Consider the following 25,830-nt stretch of genomic DNA (forward strand, 5'->3'; position numbering starts at 1 on the left):
CCTCTCAGTTCTGGGGCGTGGTGGTGATGAAGGGGGTTTCGGGCGTCCAGGTGTGCACGACCTCGCGCGGCGCGGGCGGGCGGGCCTGGCCGATGAGCGCGGCGGCGCAGCAGGCCAGCCCGAGCACGGCGAGCAGGACGAGGGCGACGGCCTTCCTCATGGGGTTCTCACTTCCTGGGCGCAGGCCCGTAGGCCGCGGAACGGCCGCACGACCAGGTCGCCGGACGGACGCCGGATGAGGACGTTGCGCGGGGCGCGCTGGCGAAGACGCACGTACGGCAGCGGTGCGGGTAGGTCGGCCCGCCGTTCGTTCGGCCAGATGACGACGGTGACGGCCTGGCCGTTCTCCAGGTACGTGCGGCCGGTCGCGCTCACTCCTCCACCTCCAGGAGGGGCGTGCCGTATCCAGCCCAGCGGAGCGCCTGGACGATGTCGGCCAGACGCATCCTGACCAAGACATTCGGGGCCTCTTCGGAGAGGAATCCTTCGCCCGCCGTGGCAAGGAACGTGGCCGTGGCCAGGTCGAGGTAGGCCCACCAGTCGCCGGCCCGCTCAAGGCCGTAGCCGCGTCGCTGGACGACGAGGACAGCAACATCGGCGTCGGCGTTCTCGCGTTCGATCTCGGCTTCTCGCCACCAGTCGGCGATCTTTAGGTAGCTGGCTTCTCGGGCAGCGTCGCCGCCCTTGACCTCCCAGCACACGCCAATGCAGCCGGTGATGTCGCCCTCGTCGAGGTTGCCCTTCAGCGCTCGGCGCTCGGCTCCGGGGAAGCCGTGGTCGCGCAGGTGGCGGACCACGGCGGTCTCCGCCTTGGTGCCGATCTCCTTCGACTTGTTGCGGCGGCGGGGCTTGGAGCCCGCGGACGGCTTCCCCCTTCCGTCCGCGGGCCCCCGCTCCGGCCTGGCGTGCTCGACCGGACCCCCCGGTTCGGGAGCATCGGCCTGGCTGGAGGTGCTGCCCGCACCCCCCAGAGCGGGCAGCGTCTTGTCCGTCCTGGCAGCGCCCCGCGCCCCTGTAACGGGGTGCTGCCGGGACGGGGTCTCGAAGTTGTCTGTCACGCCCGCTCCCCCGTCATCGCGTCGGCGTGGCGGTGGACGGCGCGAATGCAGGCCCGCGCCTCTTCCAGCTCGGTGAGCGCACCCACGTACGACTCGTCCGAGTCGGCGAGCTGGTCGAGGACGGCGCGAGCGCGGCCGAGGGCGGCGGCGGCCTGGTCCAGGTGATGCTGGACGAGACGCGCCTCCAGGTCCTCGCCGTCGTTGGCCAGCTCGGCGCGAAACGCATCCGCCATGTCGGGCGTCCAGGTGCCGAGCGGGTCGGCCGGGTAGTCGGCACGCGCCAGCACCCACAGCCAGGCGGCGATGCCCACACCGAGGAGAACGAGCCAGAAGGTGGTCATCGGCGGCCGTCCTTCTTGGGCTCCTGGCGAAGGTCGTCGAGCAGGGAGAGCGCCTGGTCGGCCTGCGCAGTGAAGCGGCGGGCCCGCCGGTTGCGGATGACGCGGATGGCCATGGCGGCGAGCTGACAGACGACGGCACCGAGGGCGATACCGGCGAGGACAGCGGCGAACGCGAACCAGGCCGCGGCCTCCACGCTCATCCCGTCCAGGAAGCGGATCACTGTCCGGCCTCCTCGCTGCCGACGACGGCGAAGACGCCGGTGTCGGGGTCGCTGTCGGCGTGGAGCATCTGCGGCACCTCGGCGGGCGGCGTCCACCGCTGGACCCAGCCAGGGATGAGGAAGGCGGCCGGGCCGATGGCGCAGGCGGGGCAGCGGTCGAGGCCGCCCGAGCAGACGCGCCAGCCGGTGCGCTCGGCGCCCTGCCGGAGCACCTCGCGAATGCTGTAGGTCGGGTGGTTGTCGATGGCGGACGCGTCCTCGTAGACGCTCTGGCAGTCGGGGGTGCCGCATTCGAGGCGGCCGTCCAGGATCGCGATCACTGGTCCTCCTTGTGCGGGTGGGCGGGAAGCAGGGACTCGCGGTCCCGGTAGGTGCGCTTGAGCTGCGCGGCGACGTGCCAGGAGCCGAACTCCATGTCGGCGGTCCACATGGCCGGGTCGCCGGGCAGACGGCGGTTCCAGGCGTCGAGATCGCGGGAGACGCGGTGGCGGCGCTCCCACCACGCCTTGATGGCGGCGAGGCGGCCGGAGCGGTGGCGGCGGGACATCATCGGCCGCCTCTGGTGGTGCGGGGGCGAGCGTGGGCGCGGTCCCGCTCGACAGCGGCGGCGGCGACGTCGAACGCGGCTGGCCATCCGGTGGCGAGCGCGCAGAGAGCGAGACGGCACTCAAGGTCGGTCATGGAGGCGAGCAGCTCGTCACGCTGCTCGGGGGTGAGGTGCTCGGGGATCGTCATCGCGCGTCGCCCTCGGGCTCGTCCTTCACGATGCAGGTCCAGACCCAGACGCGGGCGCCGAGGTGGTCGGCGCGGACGCTGGTGGTGGTGAGAGTCATTGCGGAGACTCCTTGAAGTGGGTGGAGGGTCAGGCGGCGGCGAGCCGCTTGGCACGCACGTCGGCACGCATCCGGTTGATGAGGTCGGTGATCTGCTCGATGGACGGGCCGCCGGGGACGTACGCCTCGGCGGCGGCCTGATCAGCGGGCAGGGAGTCGCGGCGCGCCCGGGCGTCGGCGAAGATCTGCGCGGCCTCCGCGATGGCCTGCTCTTTGGGGATGGCCACGATCACGCGGCAGCCTCCTTAGTGACAAAAATTTTTGTTGGCGTGCTCGGCATAAAAAGATCGCCGAGCTGAACGTCGAGAGCCCGAGCGATCGCCTCGGCCTGCCCTCGGCTGCACGAAGTGCGTCGGCCCGACGCGAGGCGTGACAAAACTTGGTGGCTGAAGCAATGCTCTCGCGCGAGGGCGCGAGCACTGCGTTCTCCCATGATGGCCCGCAGGAGCTGGGAACTCTTGAGGGTCATCTCGGGCCTGCCTGCCACCGTCGCCACCTTCCCGACTCGAATGAGCCAACAGATTTTTTTGTCACTCTAGCTGTAGACAAGATGCGAGTCCAGAGGCGACGCCGATGCGTCGGGGAGGTGACAGTAACCTGTCCGGTTAACCCCGATTTCATGCAAGCATCTTGTCTACAGATATTGTTCGGGCTACACAGAGCGTGACGATCCGACAACAGAATTAGCAGGCATCATGCAACGATTAGGCGAGGGACCCGCGCGAGAGGGTGTGTACAGGATGCCTTCCAGCCAGCAGCAGGACCGAGAGGCCCCACGAAGGCCGCTGAGTGACTTCATCAGCGCCCATGTTGTATCCAAGGACATCAGCTACAAGGCTCTTGCCGCCCGCTCCGAGGACCCAGTGACGGGCCAGCAGGTGACCGACCAGTGGATCCGAGACGTGGCATCCGGCCGTCTGCGGCGGACGCCGGATCTATGGCGGCTCCGCGCCCTGGCCGCCGGCCTCGGGGTCGATCTGGACGAGATCCGGGCGCGCGCCATCCAGCAGTACCTGGACTACGAGGTCGCCACCGTACAGACGGGCGACGCCGAGTGGGTTACGGTCAGTGTCCCACCGAGCCTGACGCCGGAGGAGCGCCGAAGGGTGGCCGAAATGGCCTCCGAAATTGCGCGAATGATGGACAAACCCCAACGGGACGGACAGTAGCGTTTCCGCCACAGACTGATTACCTGCACCACTAGGTCTTTTCTGTCCGGTAACACCTCGATAGCGTCACGCGTCCCACTCTTACAGCAGAAACCATCTGCAACCCCCGGTCCCCCGAGGGAGATTCGGCGCAGAGAGTTCAGAGAGTGACGCCAGTGACGCAGATGATCAACGCAAGGCCCATAGAAAGTGCCATAAATGGAACGGTCCGATACGTCAGGACCCCATCCCGCACGATCGGGGGCGCGCCGATGGCCATCGGCGTACGACCGGGACGAGTCGTCGCGTTCGTGGACGAGGGCCAGACCTCCGCTGACTTCCCGGCCGTGGTCAGCGCGGTGAGCCAGGACATCCTGAACGAACTCGCGATGCACCCCGCCCCCAGCGCCGTGCCATCCCTGGACGTGCGCATCCACATGGTGCGCGACCTCTCCGGCAATCGCCTCGCCCGCTACGAGTTCCTGGGCGGCATCGTCCACGTCGAGCTGATCCGCGACCTCAGCACCGAACTGATCGCCGAGGTGATGGCAGAGCACGGAACCGAGGTCTCTCGCTGGTTCGCGCGCCGCTGATCCCCCATCAAGGAGCCAGACATGGGAAACACCCGTTCACAGCTCCACGCGGTCCCAACCGAGGCCCCCCGAGTCATCGGGTACATCCGCGTGTCGATGGCCCGAGAGGAGATGATCTCGCCGGAGCTTCAACGCCAGGCCATCGAGGACTACTGCAGCCGCCGCGGCTACATCCTGGACGACCTCATCGAGGACCTGGACGCCACCGGCCGGAACTTCACTCGCAAGGGCGTACAGACGGCCATCGAGCGCGTCGAGAGCGGCGGCGTCGCCGCCGTGATCGTCTGGAAGTTCTCCCGGTTCGGCCGGGACCGCAAGGGCTGGGCAGTCAATCTCGATCGCGTGGAGGCCGCCGGCGGCCGACTGGAGTCCGCCACCGAGGAAGTCGACACGTCCACCTCCACAGGCCGGTTCACGCGTGGAGTCCTGGCCGAGGTCGCGGCCTGGGAGTCCGAACGGATCGGCGACCAGTGGAAAGAAGCTCATGCTCGCCGGGCGCGGCTCGGACTCCCCCACAACGGTCATCCGCGGTTCGGGTATCTGCACCATCGGCCCACGGTCACAGGGGTCCGTGTGTGCCCCCAGGGTTGCCCACCGGGCGTGTGCGAGGTCGGGTACGTCCCCGACCCGGAGACGGCCCCGATCGTGGAGGAGATGTACACCCGCTACAACGGCGGCCAATCCGTCCTGAAGATCGCAATGTGGTTGAACGGCAAGGGCCTGCTCACCACGCGGGGCATGCCATGGGGCCAGCGAAACGTCCGCCGCTTCATGGACACCGGGTTCGCTGCCGGACTGCTGCGTACACACGACAACGTGTGCAAGTGCGGGAGGCCGCACTCCTGCAGTAAGAAGATCCTCGTTCCGGGCGCCCACCCGGCGATCGTCACGAGCGAGGCGTGGGAGGGCTACCTGCGCGCGCGGAAGACCCGGCGTCGGCTGCCGCCGCGAGTCGAAGCGCCTGTATATCCGCTTGCTGGTCTGGTGAGGTGCGCGCGATGCGAGGGGCCGATGAACGCGCATCCTGGCCGGCCCAACAGGAAGGGGCCGACCGTGAGCGGATATCTGTACACCTGCGCGAAGTACGAGAAGTCCCGGGCCTGTGCCGGAACTTGGGTAACGCGGGCGAAGGTCGAGAAGCACGTCTTGGCGTGGCTGGAGAAGGTAGCAGCGCTCGACATCGAGGAGCGGGCCGCCATGGTGACCGTGCGGACGGCAGCGAAGACGACACGGGAGGCCGACCGGAAGCGGCTGCGGCGCGAAAGCCAGAAGCTCCACAAGGCGCTGACTCAGCTCACCATCGACCGGGCGTCCGGGCTGGTGCCAGAAGTGGCCTACGCAGCCGCACGGGACGAGCTGATGGGTCGCCTGGAGGAGCTCGGCGAGACGCTGGAGTCGCTCGCGGCGGAGGACGAGTTGGCGGTGGCGCCGCCGGTCGAGATAGCCGAAGGTCTGATCAAGGAATGGGAGACGCTGGCGGTCCCGGCCCGGCGGGCGATGCTGGGCAAGCTGATTCGCGCCGTGAAGGTCACGTCGTATGGGAAGGGCCAGGTGGACATCGACGTCGTGCCTACGTTCCCTGTGTGAGGTTTTAGGACTCTCCACGGAGGTCGAGGCGGACGTCGGCCGCGGGCTGGCGGGAACGCATCTCATCGGCCTGCTGGACACCGCCATCAGCGAGGCCCGTGACCGGGTCAGATCCGCCCTGCTCAACAGCCGTTTCGGGTGGCCGGACGCGCGGATCACCGTCAGCCTGTCCCCCGCCAGCCTCCCCAAACGAGGCTCGATCTTCGACCTCGCCATCGCGATCGCCGTACTCGGCGCCGCAGGGGCGGTCCCCGCGCACCGCATCGCCCAGCCGTTCTTCCTCGGCGAGCTGGGACTGGACGGCAGGGTCCGCCCGGTGCGCGGCGTGCTCCCCGCCGCCCTGGCCGCGGCGCGGGCCGGCGCGCGCACGATCGTCGTGCCCTCGCTGAACGCGACCGAGGCGGCGCTCGTCCCCGAGCTCACCGTGGTGCCCGCGGAGAGCCTGGCCGAGCTGGTGGAGCGGCTCCGCGAGGACGAGCCGCGCCGGCTGCCGGTGGCGATCGCGGGACCCTCGCCGGCGCCCGGTGACGCCCCGCGCGCGGGCGAGAGCGACGGCGAAGACGGCCGTCCCCGTCTCGACCTCCGCGACGTCGCGGGCCAGGCCACCGGGCGCAAGGCGCTGGAGGTGTGCGCGGCCGGCGGTCACAACCTGTGGATGCTCGGCCCTCCCGGCACCGGCAAGACCATGCTGGCCGAGCGGCTGCCGACGCTCCTCCCGCCTCTGGAGCGCGAGCAGGCGCTGGAGGTCACAGCGATCCACTCCGTGGCGGGCACGCTGCCACCCGACCGGCCGCTGCTCGACCGGCCGCCCTTCGTGGCGCCGCACCACACCGCCACGGTCGCGGCCGTCGTGGGCGGAGGCAGCGGTCTCGTACGGCCCGGCGCGGTGTCCCTCGCACACCAGGGGGTCCTCTTCCTGGACGAGGCGCCGGAGTTCTCGACCGGCGTCCTCGACTCGCTGCGCCAGCCTCTCGAGTCCGGCCAGGTGACGGTGGCCCGCGCGGCCGGCACGGTGACGTTCCCCGCCCAGTTCATGCTCGTACTCGCCGCCAACCCGTGTCCCTGCGGCGCGGCGGGCATGCCCGGCCACCGCTGCCGCTGCACGCCCACCGCGCGCAGGCGCTATCTGGCCAGGCTCTCGGGTCCGCTGCTCGACCGGATCGACGTGAAGGTGCGGGTCGCCCGCGCCACCCGCGCCGAGCTGATGGCGGACCGGCATGTCGCCGAGTCGAGCACGACCGTCGCCGAGCGAGTGCGGTCGGCGCGCGAGCGGGCGCTCAACCGCCTGGCGGGCACGTCCTGGCGCAACAACGCGGAAGTCGGCTCGGCGGCGCTGCACACCGACTTCCGGCTGCCCGTCAGGGCGCTCACCCCCCTGCACAGGGGCCTCGATCTCGGCACGCTGAGCGCTCGCGGTGTCGATCGAGTTCTCCGGGTGGCCTGGACGATCGCCGATCTGGCGGGCAAGGACCGCCCCGACGAGTCCGACACGTCGGCCGCTCTCGCGATGTGGCTGGGGGCGGACTGATGGTCGCCGACCTCGCCCACGACGTCCGGACGGACGATGTCCCGGAAGCGGAGCTCCCGGCCCGCGTCGCCATCATGCGGATGGCCGAGCCCGGCGATCAGGTGATGGGCAGGCTGATCGCGCGCTACGGCGCCGTGGCGGCGGCGGATCAGGCACGCCGCGGCGTCCTCGCCGCCGAGTTCGTCTCTGAGGAGATCAACCGTGCCCGGGCCGCGGGCCGCCCGCCCGCGCTGGATCGGCTCGCCGCGTCGTGGGCGGCCCGCTACGCCGACCCCGTTCGCGACCTCGCCGAAGGGCGGGAGCAGGGCGCCCGGGTGGTCGTTCCCGGCGATCCGGAGTGGCCCACCCAGCTCGACGATCTCGGCGACCGCCGCCCGTACGGGCTGTGGCTCCACGGCACGGTCAACCTGCGGTTCGCCTGCCTTCGCTCCGTCGCCATCGTCGGGGCCCGGGCGGCCACGGCGTACGGCGTGCAGGTGGCGTCCGAGCTGGCCTCCGGGCTCGGAGACAGGCGATGGACCGTGATCAGCGGCGGTGCGTACGGCATCGACGCGGCGGCCCATCGTGGCGCGCTGGCGAGCGGGATGCCGACCGTCGTCGTCCTCGCCTGCGGCACGGACGTCTGCTACCCCACGGCCCATCAGGACCTGTTCCAGGTGGTGCGGTCCCAGGGCGTGGTGGTCAGCGAGGTCCCCATGGGCTCCCGTCCGACGCGGCCGCGCTTCCTGGTCAGAAACCGTCTGATCGCCGCGCTGTCCCGGGGCACCGTGGTGGTTCAGGCGGCCGTCCGCAGCGGGGCGCTGAACACCGCGACCCACGCCAACGAGTTGAACCGGCATCTGATGGCGGTCCCCGGGCCGATCACCGTGGAGGTGTCCGAGGGCTGCCACGATCTCATCCGGCAGGGACGCGCCGTCTGTGTGACCTCGGTGCAGGAGATCACCGAACTCGTCGGGGCCATCGGCGGCGACCTCGCCCTGGTGCGACGCGGCCCTGCCCATCCACGAGATGCGCTGAACGACGAGACCAGGCGGGTGCTGGAAGCGGTTCCCACTCGCGTGGGCACCGGCCCCGCGGCGATCGCGGTCTCCGCGGGAGTGGACCTCTCCACCGCGTTGAGCTGCCTCGGCGCGCTCGCCGTCGCCGGTTTCGTGGAGCACGGCGACCGCGGTTGGCGGCTGCGCCACGAACCGGACGGATGAATCAGGTGACCGAGATCACGGGCAGGGCGGCTGTCTACCATGAGCCGCATGGCCGACGGCGCGAGATCCGGTGCTCTCCCCAGCCCGAGCGGGGCGTTCGAGAGCGTGCTTGCCGAGTTCGAACGGCACCTGCGGGTGGAGAGGGACCTCTCTCCGCACACCGTTCGCGCGTACGTGGGGGATGTCACCGCGTTGCTCGGACATCTCCACGCGACAGGACACGACTCGCTCGACGCTCTGGACATCACCGTCCTTCGCGAGTGGCTCGGCGGGCAGCATCAGGCCGGGCGCTCGCGAGCGACGCTGGCACGTCGCTCCGCATGCGCGCGCGTCTTCACCGCCTTCTGCCATCGCCGTGGCTGGACGGCGACCGACCCCGGCCTGCTCCTGGGCACGGCCAAGTCGCCCCGTCATCTGCCCGTCGTCCTCGATCAGGACGAGGCCAGGGCGCTGCTGGACCGGAACGACGCGGCCCGGGGACGGTCCACCCCGCCCACCGAGACACCGTCGGCCGCTTCCTCACCCGCCACAGCCCCCGGCGGCGCCCTCGTCCCCGCGTCCGTGGAGCCGACCGCCGACGAGTCGGTGCCTGTCCTGGGGGTCCGCCGCACCGGCAACCGCGAAGATCGCGGGACGCCGCAGGCGGAGCGAACCGGGGCGCGCCGAGCCGTCGACGGTCCCAAAGAGCTGCGGGACATCGCGATGCTCGAACTGCTCTACGCCACGGGCGTGCGGGTCGGCGAGCTGTGCGGACTCGATGTGGATGACGTGGACCGCGACCGCAACACCGTGCGTGTCCTCGGCAAGGGACGCAAGGAACGGGTCGTGCCGTTCGGCCTGCCCGCCCTCCGCGCCCTGGACGCCTGGTGCGTACGCGGGAGGCCGTTGCTGCTCCGCGAGGGCAGCGGACCCGCACTCTTCCTCGGAGCGCGCGGTGGCCGGATCGACCAGGGCACTGTCCGGAGGGTCGTGCACGCTCGACTCGCCGAGCTCGAGGACGCCCCCGACATGGGGCCGCACGGGCTGCGGCACACCGCCGCCACCCACCTCCTGGAGGGCGGAGCCGACCTGCGCACCGTCCAGGAGATGCTCGGCCACGCGTCCCTGGCCACCACCCAGATCTACACGCACGTCTCGATCGAACGGCTGCGCAAGGTCTACCGGCAGGCCCACCCCCGCGCCTGACTGCCGGCGACTACGCCACCGATAACCGCGTTGTCCACAGAACGCGGTTCGGCTGGAGAGGACGGCGCGCGCCGATGCCACGCTGCTGCCATGCGCCTACTGACCGTGATGGCGGCCCTTCTCCTGTGGGCACCGTCGTCCTCATCGCCGTCATGGCCACCTTGGTCACCATGGCCACGGCCACTGACATGGTCGCGGGCACCATCCTCATCCGCACCGTGGCCGCCCTCATGGTCACCGTGGTCACGGCCGCCGTGGTCGGCCTCGGCTCACAACGCGGGAGACCCGCCCCGGTGGCGGTGGCCGCTGTCGGGCCGCCCCGTTCTGGTCCGGCGGTTCCAGCCGCCTCCGGAACGATGGCTGGCCGGGCACCGAGGGGTGGACATCCAGGCCCTGCCCGGCGAGACGGTCCGTTCCGCCGGGCCAGGCGTTGTCGGATACGCCGGCGAACTGGCCGGGCGCGGAGTCGTGACCGTGATCCACCCGGACGGGTTACGAACCACGTACCTGCCTGTCCGAGCCTCGGTCCGCCCTGGCCAGGCCGTGGAAAGCGGCACCCCGTTGGGCGTCGCCGAGAATCTTCCCGGCCATTGCCCGGTCCCCTGCCTGCACTGGGGCCTGCTGCGCGGGAGCGCCTACCTGGACCCCCTCCTGTTGCTCGGGCTCGGCCAGGTTCGCCTGCTACCGACCGCAGATCGGGCCGCCGCATGAGGCCTCAGGCGACGCAGGAGCCGCCCGCGTGCGGGGCCGTGGCCGGCCCCGCACAGGGTTCCCTCCGTGGCGGCCATGCCGGGCCGACGGAGCGGTCGTCAGCTGGAGAAGCCCTCCTTGGGCATCTCGAGATCCGGCTTGGCCAGTTCTTCGACGTTGACGTCCTTGAACGTCACAACCCGGACGTTCTTGACGAACCTGGCGGGCCGGTACATGTCCCAGACCCAGGCGTCCTGCATCTTCACGTCGAAGAAGACGTCGCCGTTCTCAGCGGTGCGTACGTCGAGATCGACGGAGTTGGTGAGATAGAAGCGCCGCTCGGTCTCGACGACGTAGGTGAAGAGCCCGACCACGTCGCGGTACTCCCGGTAGAGCTGCAACTCCATCTCGGTCTCGTATTTTTCGAGATCCTCTGCGCTCATTCCGGTCCTCCTGTTTCGCACCCCACCAAGGCCGCGTGGTCAGACGACACCGGCCTCCGCTCCATTCTCTCGCATCTCCCCGTCCTCCCCGGTCAGACCGCGACCGACCACGACGGTGACGCCCGTACGCGTCCCGGTGACGTTCACGAAGGAGAACCGGTGCTGCGAGGTGGGACCGTGCGCGGCCAGCGCCTTCCGATGGCCCGGCGTCACGTATCCCTTGTGTACCGCGAAGCCGTACTCGGGATGGGCGTCGTCCAGAGAGCGCATCAGCCGGTCCCGAGTCACCTTCGCCACGATCGAGGCCGCCGCGACGCACGCGGCCACCTGATCTCCCTTCCAGATCGCCAGCGACGGCGCGGGCAGACCCGGCACGGGGAAGCCGTCGATCAGCACGTACCCCACGTCCATGCCGAGGCCCGCGACGGCGCGGCGCATGCCGTCGACGTTGCTTCTGTGCAGCCCACGGGCGTCGATCTCTTCAGGCGGGATGACGACGACGCTCACCGCCCGCGCCCTGGCCTCGATCAGGTCGAACAGCCGCTCGCGCCTGGCGGGCGTGAGCAGCTTGGAATCGCTCAGCCCGTCGATCTCGCGTCCGAGGACGACTGCGGCCACGACCAGCGGTCCGGCGCAGGCGCCACGCCCGGCCTCGTCCACGCCGGCGACCGGCGTGAACCCTCGCCGGGTCAGTGCCCGCTCGTAGCCGTAAAGTCCCGAATCCCGCCGGACGACGCTCGGCCGCGGGCGATACGCAACTGTCATGACGAACAGCAGCGTACGCCCCATTCCGTCCGTGCGGTACGGCAGCGGCCGAGGGGCACGACACCGCCGATCAGTGGACCTTGGAGAACGTCTCCGGCCGGGAAAGAAGGCCGAACCGGGAGAACGGCCAGTACCGGATGAACGCCCGGCCGACCAGGTCGTCTTCGGAGATGGTGCCCTTGTACGGATCGTCGATGTACTCACGCGAGTCACGGGAGTTGTTCCGATGGTCTCCCATCAACCAGACCCGGCCCGGGGGGACCTTCACCTCGAACCGCTGCTTGGACGGATAGACATCGGGATAGAGGTACACGTTCTCCTCGTCGAGCGGCGTCCCGTTCACCGTGATCCGGCGCTTGGCGTCGCAGCACTTCACCGTGTCGCCGCCGACGCCGATCACCCGCTTGATGGTGTCCTCGCCGTCCCACCCCTTGAAGACCACGATGTCACCGCGCTCCACATCACCGAGGACGTAGGCGAGCTTGTTCACCGCGACCCTGTCATTGATCAGCAGCGTGTTCTCCATCGACCCGGACGGGATGTAGAACGACTGCATCACGAACAGGTGCACGAGCACGGCCACAACGATGCCGCCAAGGGTGAACAGGATGGAGTCGCGCCAGCCGGAAGACTTCCTGGCGGGGGGATCCTTCTCTTCGGTCATGGTCACCTGCGGCAGGTTACCGCCTTGCGCGCAGGCGACGTCTAAGAGCCACGAGAGGGACGGCACCCACGAAGCCCAGGAGCGCCGGCGCGGCGCCGTCGCCCAGCGCTCCGACGGCGTGCAGCGCGGGCTGGTTGAAGGTCTCGGGGATCGGCAGGACCTTGGCCCGGTCGAACGGCCACACGATGACGAAAGCCCGGCCGATCACCTGCTCGATGGGGATGGTGCCGCCGCCCGGGTCGCCCTGGTGGGACCGCGAGTCCAGCGAGACGGACCGGTGGTCACCCATGACCCAGAGCCGCCCCTCCGGCACCTTGACCTCGAAGTTCGACAGCGAGGGCGCGTCGCCGGGATAGAGGTAAGACTTCTCGTCGATCGGCGTCCCGTTGACGGTGATCCGTCCCTGGACGTCGCAGCACTTCACCGTGTCGCCGGGGACCCCGATGACCCGCTTGATGTAGTCCTTCTCACCCGGGATCAGCCCGAACGAGGTGCCGACCCAGCGGAAGAACCCGGCGACGGGATTCGACGGCTTTTCCTGGGGCACCTCGCCCTCCCAGGAATCGACCCCGGAGAAGACCACCGTGTCGCCGCGCTCGATGTCGCGCACGTGGTAGACGAGCTTGTTGACCAGGACCCGGTCGTTGACCAGCAGGGTGTTCTCCATCGACTCGGACGGGATGTAGAACGCCTGGACCACGAAGGACTTGATGAGCAAGGCCAGCACGAGGGCGACCACAATGAGAACCGGCAGCTCCTTCCAGAAGGAGCTCTTCTTCTCCTTGCCGTCTCCGGCTGCCTGCTGGGTGTCTTCCGCGACCACGTCCACCCCGTCCTCGGCCGAGCGGCGCGTGCCCGCATCCGGCGTCTCGCTAGTCATCGCTGTCGAGCCTAGATGATGTCCCTGACCGTGACCGTCGCCGACGCGACATAGGCACGGAAAAGAAAATGGCCCGCACCCCTGGGGTACGGGCCATCATGTCGATCGCCTTACTTGGCGGCCGGAGCGGCGTCGCGCTTCTCGCGGATGCGAGCGGCCTTACCGCGCAGGTCGCGCATGTAGTACAGCTTGGCGCGACGGACGTCACCGCGGGTCACGACCACGATCTTCTCGATGATCGGGCTGTGCACCGGGAAGGTGCGCTCGACGCCGACGCCGTAGCTGATCTTCCGGACAGTGAAGGTCTCGCGGGCACCGCCACCCTGGCGGCGCAGGACGAAGCCCTTGAACACCTGGATACGGGACCGGTTGCCTTCGACGACGCGGACGTGGACCTCCAGCGTGTCACCCGGACGGAAAGCCGGTACGTCGCTGCGGAGGGCAGCCTTCTCGAGCTCCTGGATCTGCGTGTGCATGACAGCGGTTCCTCATTGACATGAGCGCACGGAGGTCCACCCGGCCGAGCCTGGCTCGACGACGAGGGGGACACGCGCGCTTGGCTTGATACGTCTTGGGGGCCGGATCTCCGCCCGGCCGCGTGCCGCCACGGTGAAGTCGGCAGCAGCGATTCAGTCTGCCATATCTTCGGCCGTCACGCGAAACGAAGCGCCCATCCGGTCAACCGCCGGACGTGTCCGCCCGCCCGCGGGTCTCGTCGAGAACCTGCCGGTCGCGTTTGTCGAGGCCCTCCGGGTCGAGCCGGGCGAGCAGCTCGGGCCGCTTCGCCGCCGTACGGCGCAGCGCCTCATCGCGACGCCAGCGGGCGATCTTCCCGTGGTGCCCGGACAGAAGGATCTCCGGCACGTCGTGGCCGCGCCAGGAGGGCGGCTTGGTGTAGACGGGACCTTCGAGCAGGTTCTCCATCGCGCCCGGCGCGAACGAGTCGTCCGCCACCGAGGCCGCGTTGCCGAGCACGCCGGGCAGCAGCCGGCCGACGGCCTCGACCATGACCAGCACGGCCGCCTCGCCGCCGGCGAGGACGTAGTCGCCGATGCTCACCTCGTCCACCCGCAGGTGGGAGCCGTACTCGGTCATGACGCGGGAGTCGATGCCCTCGTAGCGGGCCGGGGCGAACAGCAGCCAGGGCTCCTTGGCGTACTCCAGCGCCACTTCCTGGGTGAACGGCCGCCCGCTCGGCGTCGGCACGATCATCCGCGGCAGGAGGAGGCCCTCGTGCGCCGCCTCATCCCCGGCTTCTCCCGGGACACCCAGGTCGGCACGCGCTTCCCCGGCACCCGGCACGGACGGTCCGGCGGCGTCGGCTCCCCCGGTGAGGGCCTCGGCGATGACCGCGTCGATCGCCTCACCCCAGACCTCGGGCTTCATCACCATGCCGGGCCCGCCGCCGTACGGCGTGTCGTCCACGGTCCGGTGCACGTCGTGCGTCCAGTCGCGGAGCTGGTGGAGGTGGATGTCGAGGATGCCGCGGTCGCGCGCCTTGCCCATGAGCGAGACGTCCAGCGGAGCGAAGTACTCCGGGAAGATCGAGATGATGTCGACGCGCATTTACTCGGCCTCGTCGAGGTCCAGCAGCCCGGGAGGCGCGTCCACCACGAGCACGCCCTTCTCCAGGTCGATCTCGGGGACCAGCGCCTTGACGAACGGCACGTACGCCTCACCGCGGGACGGGCGGCGCACGACGAGCAGGTCCTGGCCGTGATGCAGCACGTCGGCGACCTCGCCCACCGGATCGCCGCCCGCGGTGACCACGGAGAGCCCGATGAGCTGGTGGTCACTGAACTCGTCGGGGTCCTCGGACGGCGGCACGTCGGCCGAGTCGATCACGAGCAGCGTCCCGCGCAGCGCCTCGGCGGCGTCGCGGTCGTCCACGCCGACCAGGCTGAGCAGCAGGATGTCCTTGTGCCAGCGGGCGCCCTCGACCTCCACCGGCCCGGCGGAGGCGGGGTCGGTGGCGAGAGCCGTTCCCGGGGCGAAGCGCAGCTCCGGGTCGTCGGTGCGCACCTCGACGGTGACCTCACCGCGGACCCCGTGCGGTCGGCCGATCCTGCCAACGACTAGCTGCACTTCTCGTCTTCCTCCGATCGTGCCGGAAAGCAAGCCGGGGGACCCCCTGGCGAGGGTCCCCCGGCTATGAGGTTCTTCTTAACGGGCCTCGTTCAGGTCGACCAGGTCGACCCGGACGTAATTGCCGTCGGCAAGCGCGTTCACGACGGTGCGCAACGCCTTGGCCGTACGGCCCCCGCGACCGATGACCTTGCCGAGGTCGTCGGGATGGACCCGGACCTCGAGGACGCGCCCGGTGCGGATGCGGCGAGCGCGAACCCGGACATCGTCAGGATGCTCGACGATGCCCTTGACCAGATGCTCGAGGGCCTCCTCGAGCACCTCAGGCCTCGCCTTCCGACTTCTCCTCGCCGGCCGGGGCCTCGGTGACGTCGGCGGCCTCGTCGGCCTTCACGGTCTTCTTGGCCTTCTTGGGCGTGGTGGCGGCGCCGGCGGTGTCAGCGGACAGCGCCTCCTTGGCCGCGGCCTCGTAGATGGCGTGACGGTCGGGCTTCGGCTCGGCGACCAGGAGCGGCGCCGGGGCGGGCTCGCCCTTGAACTTCTGCCAGTCGCCGGTGAGCTTGAAGAGCTTCAGGACCGGGTCGGTCGGCTGCGCGCCGACGCTCAGCCAGTACTGCGCCCGCTCGGAGTTGACCTCGATGCGCGAGGGGTTCTCCTTCGGGTGGTACAGACCGATCTCCTCGATCGCACGGCCGTCACGCTTGGTGCGGCTGTCGGCGACGACGATGCGGTACTGCGCGTTGCGGATCATACCGAGCCGCTTGAGCTTGATCTTGACTGCCACGGGTGTGGTCTCTCCTGCTTCAGAGCGTGAGTGAGCGGTGTCACATCGAGTGGGGCACGATGGGAACCCGCTCGAGGGACAGGCGCGACCGGCGGGGGTGAGAGGGCACCCGCCTGGCCACGATGTTCCAACATGACATTCTGCCAGACGATCCAGGGTGCTCGGCGTCGCCCCAGCCGGTTGCGGACCTGGAGAAAGCCCTGAACAAAACGCCGCAGCCAGGCATCGAACATGACATGCAGCGAATCAACCGCACCTCCCGCGCGGCGGCCGCCTCGGCGGTGGCGGCCAGCCTCCTGCTCTCCGCCGCCTGCGGCTCCGCGGCTTCCCGGGCGTCCGGCTCCTCCGAGCGCTCCGACATCCCGTCCGCGGCGGCCGCGGCGGCCATGACTTCGCGCCTCCCGGCCGCGCCCGGGCCCGCGGACGCCTCCGCCCCGGCGGCCCCCGCCGCCGCCCTCGCCTCCGCGCCGGCCGGGCGATGCCGTACCGGCACGCTGAAGGCGCGCGTCGGCACGACCGACGCGGGCGCGGGGCAGCGGTACGCGCCGCTGGTGCTCACCAACACCGGGAGCCGAACCTGCTGGGTCTACGGATTCGTCGGCCTGATCATGATCGACGGCAACGGGGACGCCCTGCGGACCAGGACCCGCAGGGAGTCCGTCCAGCCGCGCCGCGTGACGCTACGGCCGGGAGCGGGGGCGCACGCGCGCCTGCACTGGACCGTGGTGCCGTCCGGGACGGAGTCCTCCTGTCCCCGGTCGGCCCGGCTGATGATCATCCCGCCGGACGAGGTGGCGCACCTGGAGATCCCCTTCGCCGCCGAGGTCTGCGGCGACGGGAAGATCGACGTCCGGCCGATGGAGCCGGGAATCAAGCTCTGATGGGGCCCCGCCGACCGTCTCGGTGGCCGGCCCGGTGATCCGGGACGGCCACCCGAGGACGCGATCAGCGACGCGCCCCGGCCGGGGTCACTGCTTGGGGAACTTCAGTTTGGACGGGTCGAACCCCGGAGGCAGCTCCAGCCCCGGCGGGAGCTGACCGGCGCCCAGCCGGCCGAGCGCGCCGAGCCCCGGCGCGCCGCCCATGTCGGCGGCGGGCTCGGCGGGCGACTTGCCCTGCCCGGCCTTGCGGGGGTCGCCGCTGACCCTGCGGCCCTTCTTGACCTTCTGCGCCTTCTGCGCCTTGCCCTTGCCCGGCAGGCCGGGGATGCCCAGGCCCTGGGACATGCGCTTCATCATCTTCTGCGCGTCGAAGAAGCGGACGACGAGGTTGTTCACCTCGGTGACCGTGACACCGGAGCCCTTGGCGATGCGGGCCCGGCGCGAGCCGTTGATGATCTTGGGCTCCTGCCGCTCGCCCGGCGTCATCGACCGGATGATCGCCGCGATGCGGTCGAGGTCCTTGTCGTCGACCTGGTTGAGCTGGTCGCGCATCTGCCCCATGCCGGGCATCATGCCGAGCAGGTTCTTGATCGGGCCCATGCGGCGGACCATCATCATCTGCTCGAGGAAGTCGTCGAGCGTGAAGCCCTCACCGGAGGCGAGCTTGCCCGCCATCTTGGCGGCCTCGGCCTCGTCGAAGGTCTTCTGCGCCTGCTCGATCAGGGTGAGGATGTCACCCATGTCGAGGATCCGGCCGGCCATGCGGTCGGGGTGGAAGGCGTCGAAGTCCTCGATCTTCTCGCCGGTGGACGCGAACATGATCGGACGGCCGGTGATGTGCCGCACCGACAGCGCGGCGCCGCCGCGGGCGTCGCCGTCGAGCTTGGTCAGCACGACGCCGTCGAAGCCGACGCCGTCCATGAACGCCTGGGCGGTGCTCACCGCGTCCTGGCCGATCATGGCGTCGACGACGAACAGCACCTCGTCGGGGGTGACCGCGTCGCGGATGTCCGCGGCCTGCTTCATCATCTCCTGGTCGATGCCCAGGCGGCCGGCGGTGTCGATGACGACGATGTCGTGCTGCTGCCGCCTGGCGTGGTCGAGCGACTGCCGGGCGACGGCGATGGGGTCGCCGACGCCGTTGCCGGGCTCGGGCGCGTAGACCGCGACGCCCGCGCGCTCGGCCATCACGGCGAGTTGCTGGACCGCGTTGGGGCGCTGAAGGTCACAGGCGACGAGCAGCGGCGTGTGCCCCTGGTCGCGCAGCCACCTGGCGAGCTTGCCCGCGAGGGTCGTCTTACCGGCACCCTGCAGACCCGCCAGCATGATGACGCTCGGCGGGTTCTTGGCGAAGCGGAGCCGCCGGGTCTCGCCACCCAGGATCTCGATCAGCTCGTCGTTGACGATCTTGACGACCTGTTGGGCGGGGTTCAGTGCCTGGGAGACCTCGACTCCGCGCGCCCGCTCCTTGACCTGGGCGACGAATGCCTTGACCACCGGCAGCGCGACGTCCGCCTCGAGCAGGGCGATGCGGATCTCGCGGCAGGTCGCGTCGATGTCGGCGTCGGAAAGCCTGCCCTTGGACCTCAGGGAGGAGAAGACCGAAGTCAGCCGGTCGGAAAGCGTCTCGAACACGTGTTTGGCCAGCCTCGAAGCGAGTGGACGGTAAAGAGCTCGCCCCCCAGACTAGCCGCACGTACGGGATGCGTGCCCGAGCCGGGATCGCGCGGCCGGTCCCCGGCGTCGGCGCCGGGGGCGGGCCGCGGGCCGCGAGCGTGGGGTGTCACCAGCCGCCGCGGCTGCCGACGTGGGTGGTGAGCGCGTGCTCGACCAGCGTGATGAGCGTGCTCTTGACCGACTCCCGGTTGCGGGCGTCGGTCCGTACGATGGGGACCCGGGAGGAGATCGTGAGCGCCTCTCTCAGCTCCTCCTCCGAGTGGCTGTACAGCCCGTCGAAGCCGTTGACGCCGACGACGAACGGGAGCCGGGCCTCCTCGAAGTAGTCGACCGCGGGGAAGCTGTCCGCCAGCCGCCGCGGGTCGACCAGGACCACCGCCCCGATCGCACCGCGCACGAGGTCGTCCCACATGAACCAGAAGCGGTGCTGACCGGGCGTGCCGAACAGGTAAAGAATCAGGTCCTGGTCCAGGGAGACCCGGCCGAAGTCCATCGCGACCGTCGTCGTGGTCTTGTGCGGCACCAAACCGACGTCGTCGATGTCCTTGGACGCGTCCGTCATCACCGCCTCGGTCGTGAGCGGCACGATCTCCGAGACCGCCCCGACGAACGTGGTCTTTCCCACACCGAAACCGCCGGCCACCACGATCTTCGTCGAGGTCAGGCTCCGCTGAGAGCCTTGGCTAGAGCCTGCGAAGTCCACTGAGCACCCTTTCAAGCAAGTTCAGATCCGGCTTGCCCGCGTCCAACTGGGGCTGGTGCACGTGCACCAGGCCCTCGGCCACCATGTCCGCGATCACCACGCGGACGACCCCCAGCGGGATCCGCAGCAGCGCCGAGACCTCCGCCACCGATCTCACCTGGCGGCACAAGGAGCTGATCGCGCGGTATTCCGGCGGGCGGCCGGAAAGATCGAGGTGTGTGGACGTGGCCGAGGAGACCAGGGCCTCCAGGGCGAGTTGCATGCGGGGAGCCGTGCGGCCTCCCGTGACGGTGTACGGGCGCACCGGCGAGGAGGGCTCCTGGGGAAGCGGGGCGCCGCCGTACGGCTGCCCCCATTGGTCCATGCTCAGCCCCTCGGGTTTGAGGCCTGGAGCTCGGCACGTACGGCGGGGGTGAGCACCTGTCCCGCACGATCCACCAGCAGCGTCATCTGGTAGGCCACCAGACCCATGTCGCAGTCCGCGGACGCGAGCACGGCGAGACACGAGCCGTCGCTGATGGACATGATCAGTAGTAGCCCGCGCTGCATCTCGACCACCGTCTGGTTGACCGCGCCGCCCTCGAACACGCGCGAGGCGCCCTGGGTCAGGCTGATCAAGCCGGCGGAGACCGCGGCGAGCTGGTCGGCCCGGTCCCGGGGGAAGCCGTCGGAGAACGCCAGCGGCAGGCCGTCGGCCGACACCACCACCGCGTGCGCGACTCCGGGGACCGACCCCACGAAGTCACTGATCAGCCAGTTGATGCCGCGAGCCCCCTGGCTCATCTCTCTCATGCGTCCTCCACATTGGTCGGGCCGGGATATCCCTGGTCCTCGCTCAGTTCGCCTCGGGCCACCGCGCGTCCCTGCTGTACGCCGCGCTGCAGGCTGGAGAGCCGGCTGCGTACGCGGTCGGCGGACAGGGCGGGCGGCGGGGAGGCCACCGGACCGCCGGAAGCGGCGGTGCCGGAGGTGCCGGCGGTGCCGGGGACGAGGTTGGCCCGCGGGACCCGCTTGGGCAGGCCGGAGGAGGTGCTCCCCTCGGAGGCCGGTTGGCGCACCGCGGCGTCGGCGGCCTGCCAGCCCGCCTCCACGTTCTCCTGGCGGCCCCATTCCGGGTCGTCCTCGGACGTGGGCGTCCGGCGGAACCAGGCCGACTCCACCGAAGCGAAGATCGGCAGGAACTCCTCGGGCTCCGCCTCCATGGGCAGGTCGGACAGCGCGGGCAGCGGCCCGGTGGCGTCCTCGGCGCCGAGGTCGCGCCTGGGCCGCATCCGGATCGGGGTGTCCTGGGGTGGTATCGCGGCGCCGGGCGGCTGCCAGCCGCCGGACACGGCGTCGGACCGCTCGCCGGGGACGCCGCCTGAGGCGGCGGACCAGGGAGAGGGGTCGATCGGGCCACTCCAGGAGGGCTGGTCGGGCGGGCCGGCCCAGGCGGACGGGTCGGGCGGCGCGCCCCACACGCCGACCTCCTGCGGCGCGGCGTACGCGGCGGCGTGCCCGGCCATCGCGCCCGCGAAGGCGCCGGCGTGCGACTGGGCGGGAGGCTCGTGGTGCCCGACGAGGGACTCCGGCAGCAGCACCATCGCGGTGAGCCCGCCGCTGTCGTGCGGCCGGAGCTGAACGCGGATGCCGTTGCGCAGCGCGAGGCGGCCGACCACGAACAGGCCCATCCGCCGGGACACGGACACGTCCACGACGGGCGGGTTGGCCAGCCGCCAGTTGGCCTGGGAGATCTCCTCCTGGGCCATGCCGATGCCCGAGTCGGTGATCGAGATCATCACGCCGCCGCCGTCGATGCGGTTGCCCGAGACGATGACCCGCGTGTCGCGTGAGGAGAAGGAGAGCGCGTTCTCGACGAGCTCGGCGAGCAGGTGGATGGCGTCGTTGACGGCCTGTCCGGCGAGCGCGACCTCGGACGGCACGTTGATCACGACGCGCTCGTAGCCCTCGACCTCGGAGAGGGAGGCGCGTACGACGTCGGTGACCTCGACCGGCCGGCTCCACCGGCGGGCCGGCTCCTGGCCCGCGAGGACCAGCAGGTTCTCACTGTTGCGGCGCATGCGGGTCGCCAGGTGGTCCAGCTTGAACAGGTTGCCGAGACGGTTCTCGTCCTGCTCGCCCTGCTCCAGCCCGTCGATCAGGGCGATCTGCCGCTCGACCAGGGTCTGCGTACGGCGGGAGAGGTTCACGAACATGGCGCTGATGTTGCTGCGGAGCCGCGCCTCGTCGCCGGCCAGCCGTACGGCCTCGCGGTGGACCTCGTCGAAGGCCCGCGCCACTTCGCCGACCTCGTCGGCCGAGGCGACGCCGAGCGGCTGGACCGGTGGCGGACCGTCCGCGTTCTCGGACTCGCGCAGCCGCTGGACGGTCTCCGGCAGGCGCTGCCCGGCGATCTCCAGGGCCTCGGTGCGCAGCCGGCGCAGCGGCCGTACGAGCGATCGGGCCATGACGATGGTGATGAGCACGACGACCAGCAGGAGCCCGATCACGAGGATGATGTTGGAGACGGCGCCGGAGCGGGCCTTCTGCTCCAGCGCGGTGCTCTTGGCGATGATGGTGTCGGTCAGCGCGTCGCCGACCTTGCGCATGCTGTCGGTCTGGAAGCTGGCCGCGTCGAACCACCGCTGCTCGTCGGACCCGCGGTCGAGCGCGCGGATCAGCCGTCCGGACTTCGCCATGGAGAGGGCGCGCTGGGCCAGGAACGCGGCGCGGTCGATCTTCTGGCCGGTCACCGTGTCGCTGTAGAACTGCCGCTGTGCGGTACTCGCCTCGGCGAAGAACCCGGCGAGCTCGCTCTCCTTACCGGCGCGGGCCGCGGTGAACGCGTCCAGTTCGGAGGGGTCGAGCTGCTGGCGGGCCAGTCCGACGGCCAGCAGCGCCCGCTGTTTGGACACCTCTTCCTTGGCGCGGACGAGGGAGCCGAGCGCCTTGATGCTCGCGTTGAGCTCCTCGTCCACGACCCCCTCGGCGGCGGTGTCGTACAGGCGGAGCAGGTCGGAGATGAGGATGGAGTACTTGGTGATCGCGGGCAGCGGCGGAAGCTGGCTCTCCAGCACGGTCTCCCGCAGGGCGGGCATCTCCCCCAGCCGGCCCCGGGCGCGGACCACATCCTGCCGGCCGATGCCGCCGAAGGCGTCGTCGGCGGCCTGCATCTTGACCCGTACCTGCTCGACGGCGGTGTCCACGGTGCCCTGCTGGCGGCGTACGGGCGAGAGGAAGGCGCCGCTGCGGCGGTTGAGCGCGACGTAGCGGATGGACATGTCGCGTTCGAGCTGGAGCTCGTGCGTGAGCGCCCCGATGCTGCCGACCAGCTCGATCGCCTGACGGACCCGCTGGTATTCGGCGGCCTCGGCGATGGAGCCGGACACACGGAAGCCGCCGAGGAGCATCGCGATCAGGGTGGGCGGCACGATCAGCGCGAGCAGACGGGTGCGCACGCGCCAGTTCTTCAACGCCCATTGGCTGCCGGTTTCCGGTTCCGATGTGCTCGCGGTGCGCGGACCGCCGGCGACCGGCTCGCCGGGTGGACTCGGCTCGGCGCGGCGACCGCTCTCGATCGTTGCTGTCCTCACAGGTCGCAACCTCTCGCGCTGGTCTTTCCAAAAGGGCTTTGCAGGGGGTTCGCTCGGGAAACCTGCCACGAGTCAGGGGCAATTTGAGCACAAAGGGCTGAATTAACCAAACCGATCGGCCATTTTAGACCGCTCCAAAGGCCCGCCGAATGCGAGGGAGAGGGAGCGCGGAGAGCGATACCTGGGACGGACCAGCGAGAGCGACTCGCGCCCGAATCCGGGACCTGGCGCGGAACCGGTCCAATTCGCCATCCGCCGATTATCGGACATAGTGGATTTATTGACAAGTTTGGCGACATAGGCGACTTATTCCCTGTTAAGAAGTTTAGGCTGCTGTACGCTTCTCGCCCGTCGCCCGCCTTCCGCGATCATCGTCCCCGGCCGGGCGCGCCTCTTCCCATGCCAAGGAGACTCCATGCGACTTATGGGTCGAACCTTCGCCGTCGGCGTCGCGGCCATGCTGGCCCTCGCCGCCTGCGGCGGTTCAGATAAGACCTCATCACCGTCTTCGGACGGCGCCGCGGCCGGCGGCGGACTGGAGAAGACCACGCTGGTCGTGGGCACAATCCCGGTCCCCGACATCGCTCCGCTGCAGGTCGCGATCAAGAGGGGCTTCTTCAAGGAGGAAGGGCTCGACATCAAGCCCGAGGTCGTCGCGGGCGGCGCGGTCGGCATCCAGAAGCTGCTCGGCGGCAGCATCGACCTCACGCTCGGCGCCTACATCGGCACCTTCCTCGCCCAGGAGAGCGGCGCGGGCAAGTTCAAGTACGTCGCCGACAGCTACGGCGCGGCGCCCGGGGCCTTCGTCATCATGGTGAAAAAGGACTCCCCGATCAAAACTGCCGCCGACCTCAAGGGCAAGAAGATCGCGGTCAACACGTTCAGGAACGTGAGCCAGTTCACCGCCGAGGTGCAGATGAAGGTGGCCGGGGTGACGGCCACTCAGGACCAGTTCGTCGAGAAGAACTATCCGGACATGCCGGCCGCCCTGGAAAACGGTCAGGTCGATGCTGCCGCTATGGTCGAGCCGTTTATCACCGTGGAGTCGAAGGCGGGTGGACGAATCATCTCCGACGAGATGACCGGCCCCACCCAGGACCTTCCGGTCGCCGGGTGGCTGACGACAGAATCGGTCGCCAATAAATACCCGAAAACCATGGCCGCATTCCAGCGCGCACTCGGAAAGGCGCAGGAACTCGTGGCGAACGACCGAAAGATCGTGGAAGAGGTCCTTCCGGATTACACGAAGATCGACGCGGCCACCGCGGCGGTCATCGCCCTCGGCTCCTACCCCACGTCCCTGAGCGAGACCCGGCTCGAACGGGTGGCGGCCCTCATGAAGGAGTACGGCTACCTCAAGAGCGACTTCGACGTGAAGTCCATAATGGTCGCTCCTCCGGCGAGCTGACGGAGACGACCCTCAGATCATGAACTACGCACGAGTGCTCCGCGGCGCCGCCGGCGTCGCGGGGTTCCTCGCCGTCGCCGAGCTCGTCGGGCTGAGCGGGCTGGTCGACGACCGGTTCCTGCCGCGCATGTCCGTGGTGCTCGGCGCGGCGGCCGGCCTGGTCGCCGACCCCGACTTCCTCGCCGACGCCGGCGCCACACTCACCGTCTGGGCTCTCGGGCTGCTGCTCACGGTCGCGCTGGCCGTACCCGCCGGGCTGCTGCTCGGCACGCTGCCCCGGGCCGAGGCGGCGGTGCGCCCGCTGATCGAGTTCCTCCGGCCGATCCCCTCGGTCGCGGTCATCCCGCTGGCGATCCTGCTCTTCAGCGACAACCTGCACCTGAAGCTGGCGGTCATCGTGTACGCGGCGTCCTGGCCGGTGCTGATCAACACGATCTACGGCCTGAAGGACGTGGACCCGCTCGCCAAGGAGACGCTGCGGAGTTTCGGTTTCGGTCCGATCCCGGTTTTGGCCCGGGTCGCGCTGCCCAGCGCCGCGCCGTTCATCGCCACCGGGATCCGCGTCGCGTCCGGCATCGCCGTCATCCTGGCGATCAGCGCGGAACTGATGGCGGGGGGCTCCGAGGGCGTCGGCGTCTACATCACCGAGGCGGCGAGCGGCAGCCGGATCGACCTCATGCTGGCCGCCACCCTGTGGGCCGGCTTGTTCGGCCTGGTCGCCGACGCCGTGATGGTGGCGGTGGAACGCCGCCTCTTCCGCTGGCACCACGTCCGTACGGGAGGCGCCCGATGAAGGTGATCGCGGCTCTCGGCCGTCTGTGGCTCGTGCCCGTCGTGCTCGTGGCGTGGGAGGTCGTCACGCGCGCGGCGGAGCAGCCGTTCTTCCCTCCCCCGTCGGCCGTCCTCGCGCGGATGCACGAGATGTGGTTCTCCGGCCCGCCGTCCCGGCTCCTGCTGACGGACGGCGCGCTCGCCGACCTCGGCCCCAGCATGGCCCGGCTGTTCTCCGGCTGGCTGCTCACCGCGGTCATCGGCGTCGCCGCCGGGATCGCCATCGGGTGCTCGCCCCGGCTGTCCGACTATGTGAACCCGCTGATCCAGTTCGGCCGGGCCGTTCCACCGCCGCTGCTCGTGCCGTTCTTCCTGGCCCTGCTGAAGCTCGGCACCCCGGCCCAGCTCGCCACGATCGTCTTCGGGGTGATCTGGCCGATCCTGCTCAACACGATCGACGGCGCGCGCACGGTGGACCGCCAGCATCTGGAGACCGCTCGGATCTTCGGGTTGTCGGCGGCCCAGCGCCTGTGGCGGGTCGTCCTGCCGTCCGCGCTGCCCAAGATCTTCGCCGGGCTGCGGCTCGCGCTCTCCCTCGCGCTGATCCTCATGGTCATCGCCGAGATCTTCGCGGGCACCGACGGGATCGGCTACCGGCTGCTCTACACCCAGCGCAGCTACCTCTATCCGGACATGTGGGGCTGCATCGTGCTGCTCGGCGTGCTCGGGTACCTGCTCAACTCCGCGTTCCTGCTGGTGGAACGGCGGGTGCTGGCCTGGCACCGGGGTGCCAGGCAGACTACCTAGGAAG

At 70.0% G+C, this 25,830-nt stretch carries 35 protein-coding genes; 11 read left to right on the forward strand and 24 right to left on the reverse strand.

Features of this window, described 5'->3' with window-relative positions; genetic code table 11:
- Positions 1 to 4: 4 nt before the first annotated feature.
- From ACQP1V_RS36360 to ACQP1V_RS36405, 10 genes are all read right to left on the reverse strand, one after another.
- Positions 5 to 160 carry a hypothetical protein gene (locus ACQP1V_RS36360; RefSeq protein ID WP_433415072.1) on the reverse strand — a complete coding sequence of 52 codons (156 nt, stop codon included), beginning with the start codon at positions 158 to 160 and terminating at the stop codon, positions 5 to 7.
- Complete coding sequence (locus tag ACQP1V_RS36365; protein WP_433415074.1) at positions 157 to 375, reverse strand: hypothetical protein; 219 nt, start codon at positions 373 to 375, stop codon at positions 157 to 159. The genes ACQP1V_RS36360 and ACQP1V_RS36365 overlap by 4 nt, the downstream gene beginning before the upstream one ends.
- Positions 372 to 1,058 (reverse strand): hypothetical protein, encoded by a 687-nt coding sequence (locus ACQP1V_RS36370; protein WP_433415076.1) that lies wholly within the window; start codon positions 1,056 to 1,058, stop codon positions 372 to 374. The genes ACQP1V_RS36365 and ACQP1V_RS36370 overlap by 4 nt, the downstream gene beginning before the upstream one ends.
- Positions 1,055 to 1,399, reverse strand: coding sequence for a hypothetical protein (locus ACQP1V_RS36375; RefSeq protein WP_433415078.1), 345 nt, complete (start codon positions 1,397 to 1,399; stop codon positions 1,055 to 1,057). Before ACQP1V_RS36375 ends, ACQP1V_RS36370 begins: the two co-directional genes overlap by 4 nt.
- Positions 1,396 to 1,620, reverse strand: a complete 225-nt coding sequence (locus ACQP1V_RS36380; protein WP_433415080.1) for a hypothetical protein — start codon at positions 1,618 to 1,620, stop codon at positions 1,396 to 1,398. Before ACQP1V_RS36380 ends, ACQP1V_RS36375 begins: the two co-directional genes overlap by 4 nt.
- Positions 1,617 to 1,940: a hypothetical protein gene (locus ACQP1V_RS36385; protein WP_433415082.1), complete on the reverse strand. Its 324-nt coding sequence runs from the start codon at positions 1,938 to 1,940 to the stop codon at positions 1,617 to 1,619. Before ACQP1V_RS36385 ends, ACQP1V_RS36380 begins: the two co-directional genes overlap by 4 nt.
- Positions 1,937 to 2,167, reverse strand: coding sequence for a hypothetical protein (locus tag ACQP1V_RS36390; protein ID WP_433415086.1), 231 nt, complete (start codon positions 2,165 to 2,167; stop codon positions 1,937 to 1,939). The genes ACQP1V_RS36385 and ACQP1V_RS36390 overlap by 4 nt, the downstream gene beginning before the upstream one ends.
- Positions 2,167 to 2,355, reverse strand: a complete 189-nt coding sequence (locus ACQP1V_RS36395) for a hypothetical protein (RefSeq protein ID WP_433415088.1) — start codon at positions 2,353 to 2,355, stop codon at positions 2,167 to 2,169. Before ACQP1V_RS36395 ends, ACQP1V_RS36390 begins: the two co-directional genes overlap by 1 nt.
- 127 nt (positions 2,356 to 2,482) lie before the next feature.
- Positions 2,483 to 2,686, reverse strand: coding sequence for a hypothetical protein (locus ACQP1V_RS36400; protein WP_433415090.1), 204 nt, complete (start codon positions 2,684 to 2,686; stop codon positions 2,483 to 2,485).
- Positions 2,683 to 2,922 (reverse strand): helix-turn-helix domain-containing protein, encoded by a 240-nt coding sequence (locus ACQP1V_RS36405; RefSeq protein ID WP_433426071.1) that lies wholly within the window; start codon positions 2,920 to 2,922, stop codon positions 2,683 to 2,685. Before ACQP1V_RS36405 ends, ACQP1V_RS36400 begins: the two co-directional genes overlap by 4 nt.
- A gap of 271 nt (positions 2,923 to 3,193) precedes the next feature.
- On the opposite strand from ACQP1V_RS36405, the gene ACQP1V_RS36410 reads away from it, so the two are divergent.
- From ACQP1V_RS36410 to ACQP1V_RS36440, 7 genes are all read left to right on the forward strand, one after another.
- Positions 3,194 to 3,622 (forward strand): hypothetical protein, encoded by a 429-nt coding sequence (locus ACQP1V_RS36410; protein ID WP_433415092.1) that lies wholly within the window; start codon positions 3,194 to 3,196, stop codon positions 3,620 to 3,622.
- Positions 3,623 to 3,873: 251 nt separating this feature from the next.
- Complete coding sequence (locus tag ACQP1V_RS36415; RefSeq protein ID WP_433415094.1) at positions 3,874 to 4,194, forward strand: hypothetical protein; 321 nt, start codon at positions 3,874 to 3,876, stop codon at positions 4,192 to 4,194.
- 21 nt (positions 4,195 to 4,215) lie between these two features.
- Entirely contained in the window at positions 4,216 to 5,781 is a 1,566-nt protein-coding gene (locus ACQP1V_RS36420; protein ID WP_433415096.1) for a recombinase family protein, read from the forward strand.
- Positions 5,732 to 7,309, forward strand: coding sequence for a YifB family Mg chelatase-like AAA ATPase (locus tag ACQP1V_RS36425; protein ID WP_433415098.1), 1,578 nt, complete (start codon positions 5,732 to 5,734; stop codon positions 7,307 to 7,309). Before ACQP1V_RS36420 ends, ACQP1V_RS36425 begins: the two co-directional genes overlap by 50 nt.
- Entirely contained in the window at positions 7,309 to 8,511 is a 1,203-nt protein-coding gene (dprA, locus tag ACQP1V_RS36430) for a DNA-processing protein DprA (RefSeq protein ID WP_433415100.1), read from the forward strand. The genes ACQP1V_RS36425 and dprA overlap by 1 nt, the downstream gene beginning before the upstream one ends.
- A gap of 48 nt (positions 8,512 to 8,559) precedes the next feature.
- Positions 8,560 to 9,696 (forward strand): tyrosine recombinase XerC, encoded by a 1,137-nt coding sequence (locus tag ACQP1V_RS36435; RefSeq protein WP_433415102.1) that lies wholly within the window; start codon positions 8,560 to 8,562, stop codon positions 9,694 to 9,696.
- Between the two features lie 378 nt (positions 9,697 to 10,074).
- A complete protein-coding gene (locus tag ACQP1V_RS36440; RefSeq protein ID WP_433415104.1) occupies positions 10,075 to 10,407 on the forward strand; it encodes a peptidoglycan DD-metalloendopeptidase family protein in 333 nt (110 codons plus the stop codon).
- 98 nt (positions 10,408 to 10,505) lie between these two features.
- Here ACQP1V_RS36440 and ACQP1V_RS36445 read toward each other — a convergent pair whose 3' ends face one another.
- From ACQP1V_RS36445 to rpsP, 9 genes are all read right to left on the reverse strand, one after another.
- Positions 10,506 to 10,829: a DUF2469 domain-containing protein gene (locus tag ACQP1V_RS36445; protein WP_030511723.1), complete on the reverse strand. Its 324-nt coding sequence runs from the start codon at positions 10,827 to 10,829 to the stop codon at positions 10,506 to 10,508.
- Positions 10,830 to 10,868: 39 nt separating this feature from the next.
- Positions 10,869 to 11,594, reverse strand: coding sequence for a ribonuclease HII (locus ACQP1V_RS36450; RefSeq protein WP_433415106.1), 726 nt, complete (start codon positions 11,592 to 11,594; stop codon positions 10,869 to 10,871).
- 70 nt (positions 11,595 to 11,664) lie between these two features.
- Positions 11,665 to 12,258 carry a signal peptidase I gene (lepB, locus tag ACQP1V_RS36455; RefSeq protein WP_067124672.1) on the reverse strand — a complete coding sequence of 198 codons (594 nt, stop codon included), beginning with the start codon at positions 12,256 to 12,258 and terminating at the stop codon, positions 11,665 to 11,667.
- 16 nt (positions 12,259 to 12,274) lie between these two features.
- Positions 12,275 to 13,138 carry a signal peptidase I gene (lepB, locus tag ACQP1V_RS36460; RefSeq protein WP_387411469.1) on the reverse strand — a complete coding sequence of 288 codons (864 nt, stop codon included), beginning with the start codon at positions 13,136 to 13,138 and terminating at the stop codon, positions 12,275 to 12,277.
- A 110-nt stretch (positions 13,139 to 13,248) separates the two neighbouring features.
- The gene (rplS, locus tag ACQP1V_RS36465) at positions 13,249 to 13,614 is read right to left on the reverse strand and encodes a 50S ribosomal protein L19 (RefSeq protein ID WP_387411471.1); all 366 of its coding nucleotides are present in this window, start codon (positions 13,612 to 13,614) and stop codon (positions 13,249 to 13,251) included.
- Positions 13,615 to 13,816: 202 nt separating this feature from the next.
- A complete protein-coding gene (trmD, locus tag ACQP1V_RS36470) occupies positions 13,817 to 14,704 on the reverse strand; it encodes a tRNA (guanosine(37)-N1)-methyltransferase TrmD (protein WP_433415108.1) in 888 nt (295 codons plus the stop codon).
- Positions 14,705 to 15,223 carry a ribosome maturation factor RimM gene (gene rimM / locus ACQP1V_RS36475; protein WP_067124684.1) on the reverse strand — a complete coding sequence of 173 codons (519 nt, stop codon included), beginning with the start codon at positions 15,221 to 15,223 and terminating at the stop codon, positions 14,705 to 14,707. It abuts the gene before it with no gap.
- A 78-nt stretch (positions 15,224 to 15,301) separates the two neighbouring features.
- Complete coding sequence (locus tag ACQP1V_RS36480; protein ID WP_067124687.1) at positions 15,302 to 15,544, reverse strand: RNA-binding protein; 243 nt, start codon at positions 15,542 to 15,544, stop codon at positions 15,302 to 15,304.
- Between the two features lies 1 nt (position 15,545).
- A complete protein-coding gene (rpsP, locus tag ACQP1V_RS36485) occupies positions 15,546 to 16,007 on the reverse strand; it encodes a 30S ribosomal protein S16 (protein WP_433415110.1) in 462 nt (153 codons plus the stop codon).
- 236 nt (positions 16,008 to 16,243) lie between these two features.
- Between rpsP and ACQP1V_RS36490 the strand changes: the two genes are divergently transcribed.
- Positions 16,244 to 16,888, forward strand: a complete 645-nt coding sequence (locus ACQP1V_RS36490; RefSeq protein WP_433415111.1) for a DUF4232 domain-containing protein — start codon at positions 16,244 to 16,246, stop codon at positions 16,886 to 16,888.
- 87 nt (positions 16,889 to 16,975) lie between these two features.
- Here ACQP1V_RS36490 and ffh read toward each other — a convergent pair whose 3' ends face one another.
- From ffh to ACQP1V_RS36515, 5 genes are all read right to left on the reverse strand, one after another.
- Positions 16,976 to 18,523 (reverse strand): signal recognition particle protein, encoded by a 1,548-nt coding sequence (ffh, locus tag ACQP1V_RS36495; RefSeq protein WP_387411481.1) that lies wholly within the window; start codon positions 18,521 to 18,523, stop codon positions 16,976 to 16,978.
- A 148-nt stretch (positions 18,524 to 18,671) separates the two neighbouring features.
- The gene (locus tag ACQP1V_RS36500; RefSeq protein WP_387411757.1) at positions 18,672 to 19,229 is read right to left on the reverse strand and encodes a GTP-binding protein; all 558 of its coding nucleotides are present in this window, start codon (positions 19,227 to 19,229) and stop codon (positions 18,672 to 18,674) included.
- Between the two features lie 19 nt (positions 19,230 to 19,248).
- Positions 19,249 to 19,632 carry a DUF742 domain-containing protein gene (locus ACQP1V_RS36505; RefSeq protein ID WP_067124698.1) on the reverse strand — a complete coding sequence of 128 codons (384 nt, stop codon included), beginning with the start codon at positions 19,630 to 19,632 and terminating at the stop codon, positions 19,249 to 19,251.
- 2 nt (positions 19,633 to 19,634) lie between these two features.
- Positions 19,635 to 20,060: a roadblock/LC7 domain-containing protein gene (locus tag ACQP1V_RS36510; protein ID WP_067124701.1), complete on the reverse strand. Its 426-nt coding sequence runs from the start codon at positions 20,058 to 20,060 to the stop codon at positions 19,635 to 19,637.
- A complete protein-coding gene (locus ACQP1V_RS36515; RefSeq protein WP_433415114.1) occupies positions 20,057 to 22,840 on the reverse strand; it encodes a nitrate- and nitrite sensing domain-containing protein in 2,784 nt (927 codons plus the stop codon). Before ACQP1V_RS36515 ends, ACQP1V_RS36510 begins: the two co-directional genes overlap by 4 nt.
- A 457-nt stretch (positions 22,841 to 23,297) precedes the next feature.
- Here ACQP1V_RS36515 and ACQP1V_RS36520 point away from each other — a divergent pair, with 457 nt between their 5' ends.
- Genes ACQP1V_RS36520 through ACQP1V_RS36530 form a run of 3 tightly spaced genes read left to right on the forward strand, consistent with a single transcriptional unit; the run spans position 23,298 to position 25,826 of the window.
- Positions 23,298 to 24,248, forward strand: coding sequence for an ABC transporter substrate-binding protein (locus ACQP1V_RS36520; RefSeq protein WP_433415116.1), 951 nt, complete (start codon positions 23,298 to 23,300; stop codon positions 24,246 to 24,248).
- Between the two features lie 19 nt (positions 24,249 to 24,267).
- On the forward strand, positions 24,268 to 25,041 hold the full coding sequence (locus ACQP1V_RS36525; protein WP_433415118.1) for an ABC transporter permease: 774 nt from the start codon (positions 24,268 to 24,270) through the stop codon (positions 25,039 to 25,041).
- A complete protein-coding gene (locus ACQP1V_RS36530) occupies positions 25,038 to 25,826 on the forward strand; it encodes an ABC transporter permease (protein ID WP_433415120.1) in 789 nt (262 codons plus the stop codon). Before ACQP1V_RS36525 ends, ACQP1V_RS36530 begins: the two co-directional genes overlap by 4 nt.
- Positions 25,827 to 25,830: the final 4 nt, after the last annotated feature.

The organism is Microtetraspora malaysiensis (genome assembly GCF_050947145.1).
Taxonomy (GTDB): domain Bacteria; phylum Actinomycetota; class Actinomycetes; order Streptosporangiales; family Streptosporangiaceae; genus Microtetraspora_A; species Microtetraspora_A malaysiensis.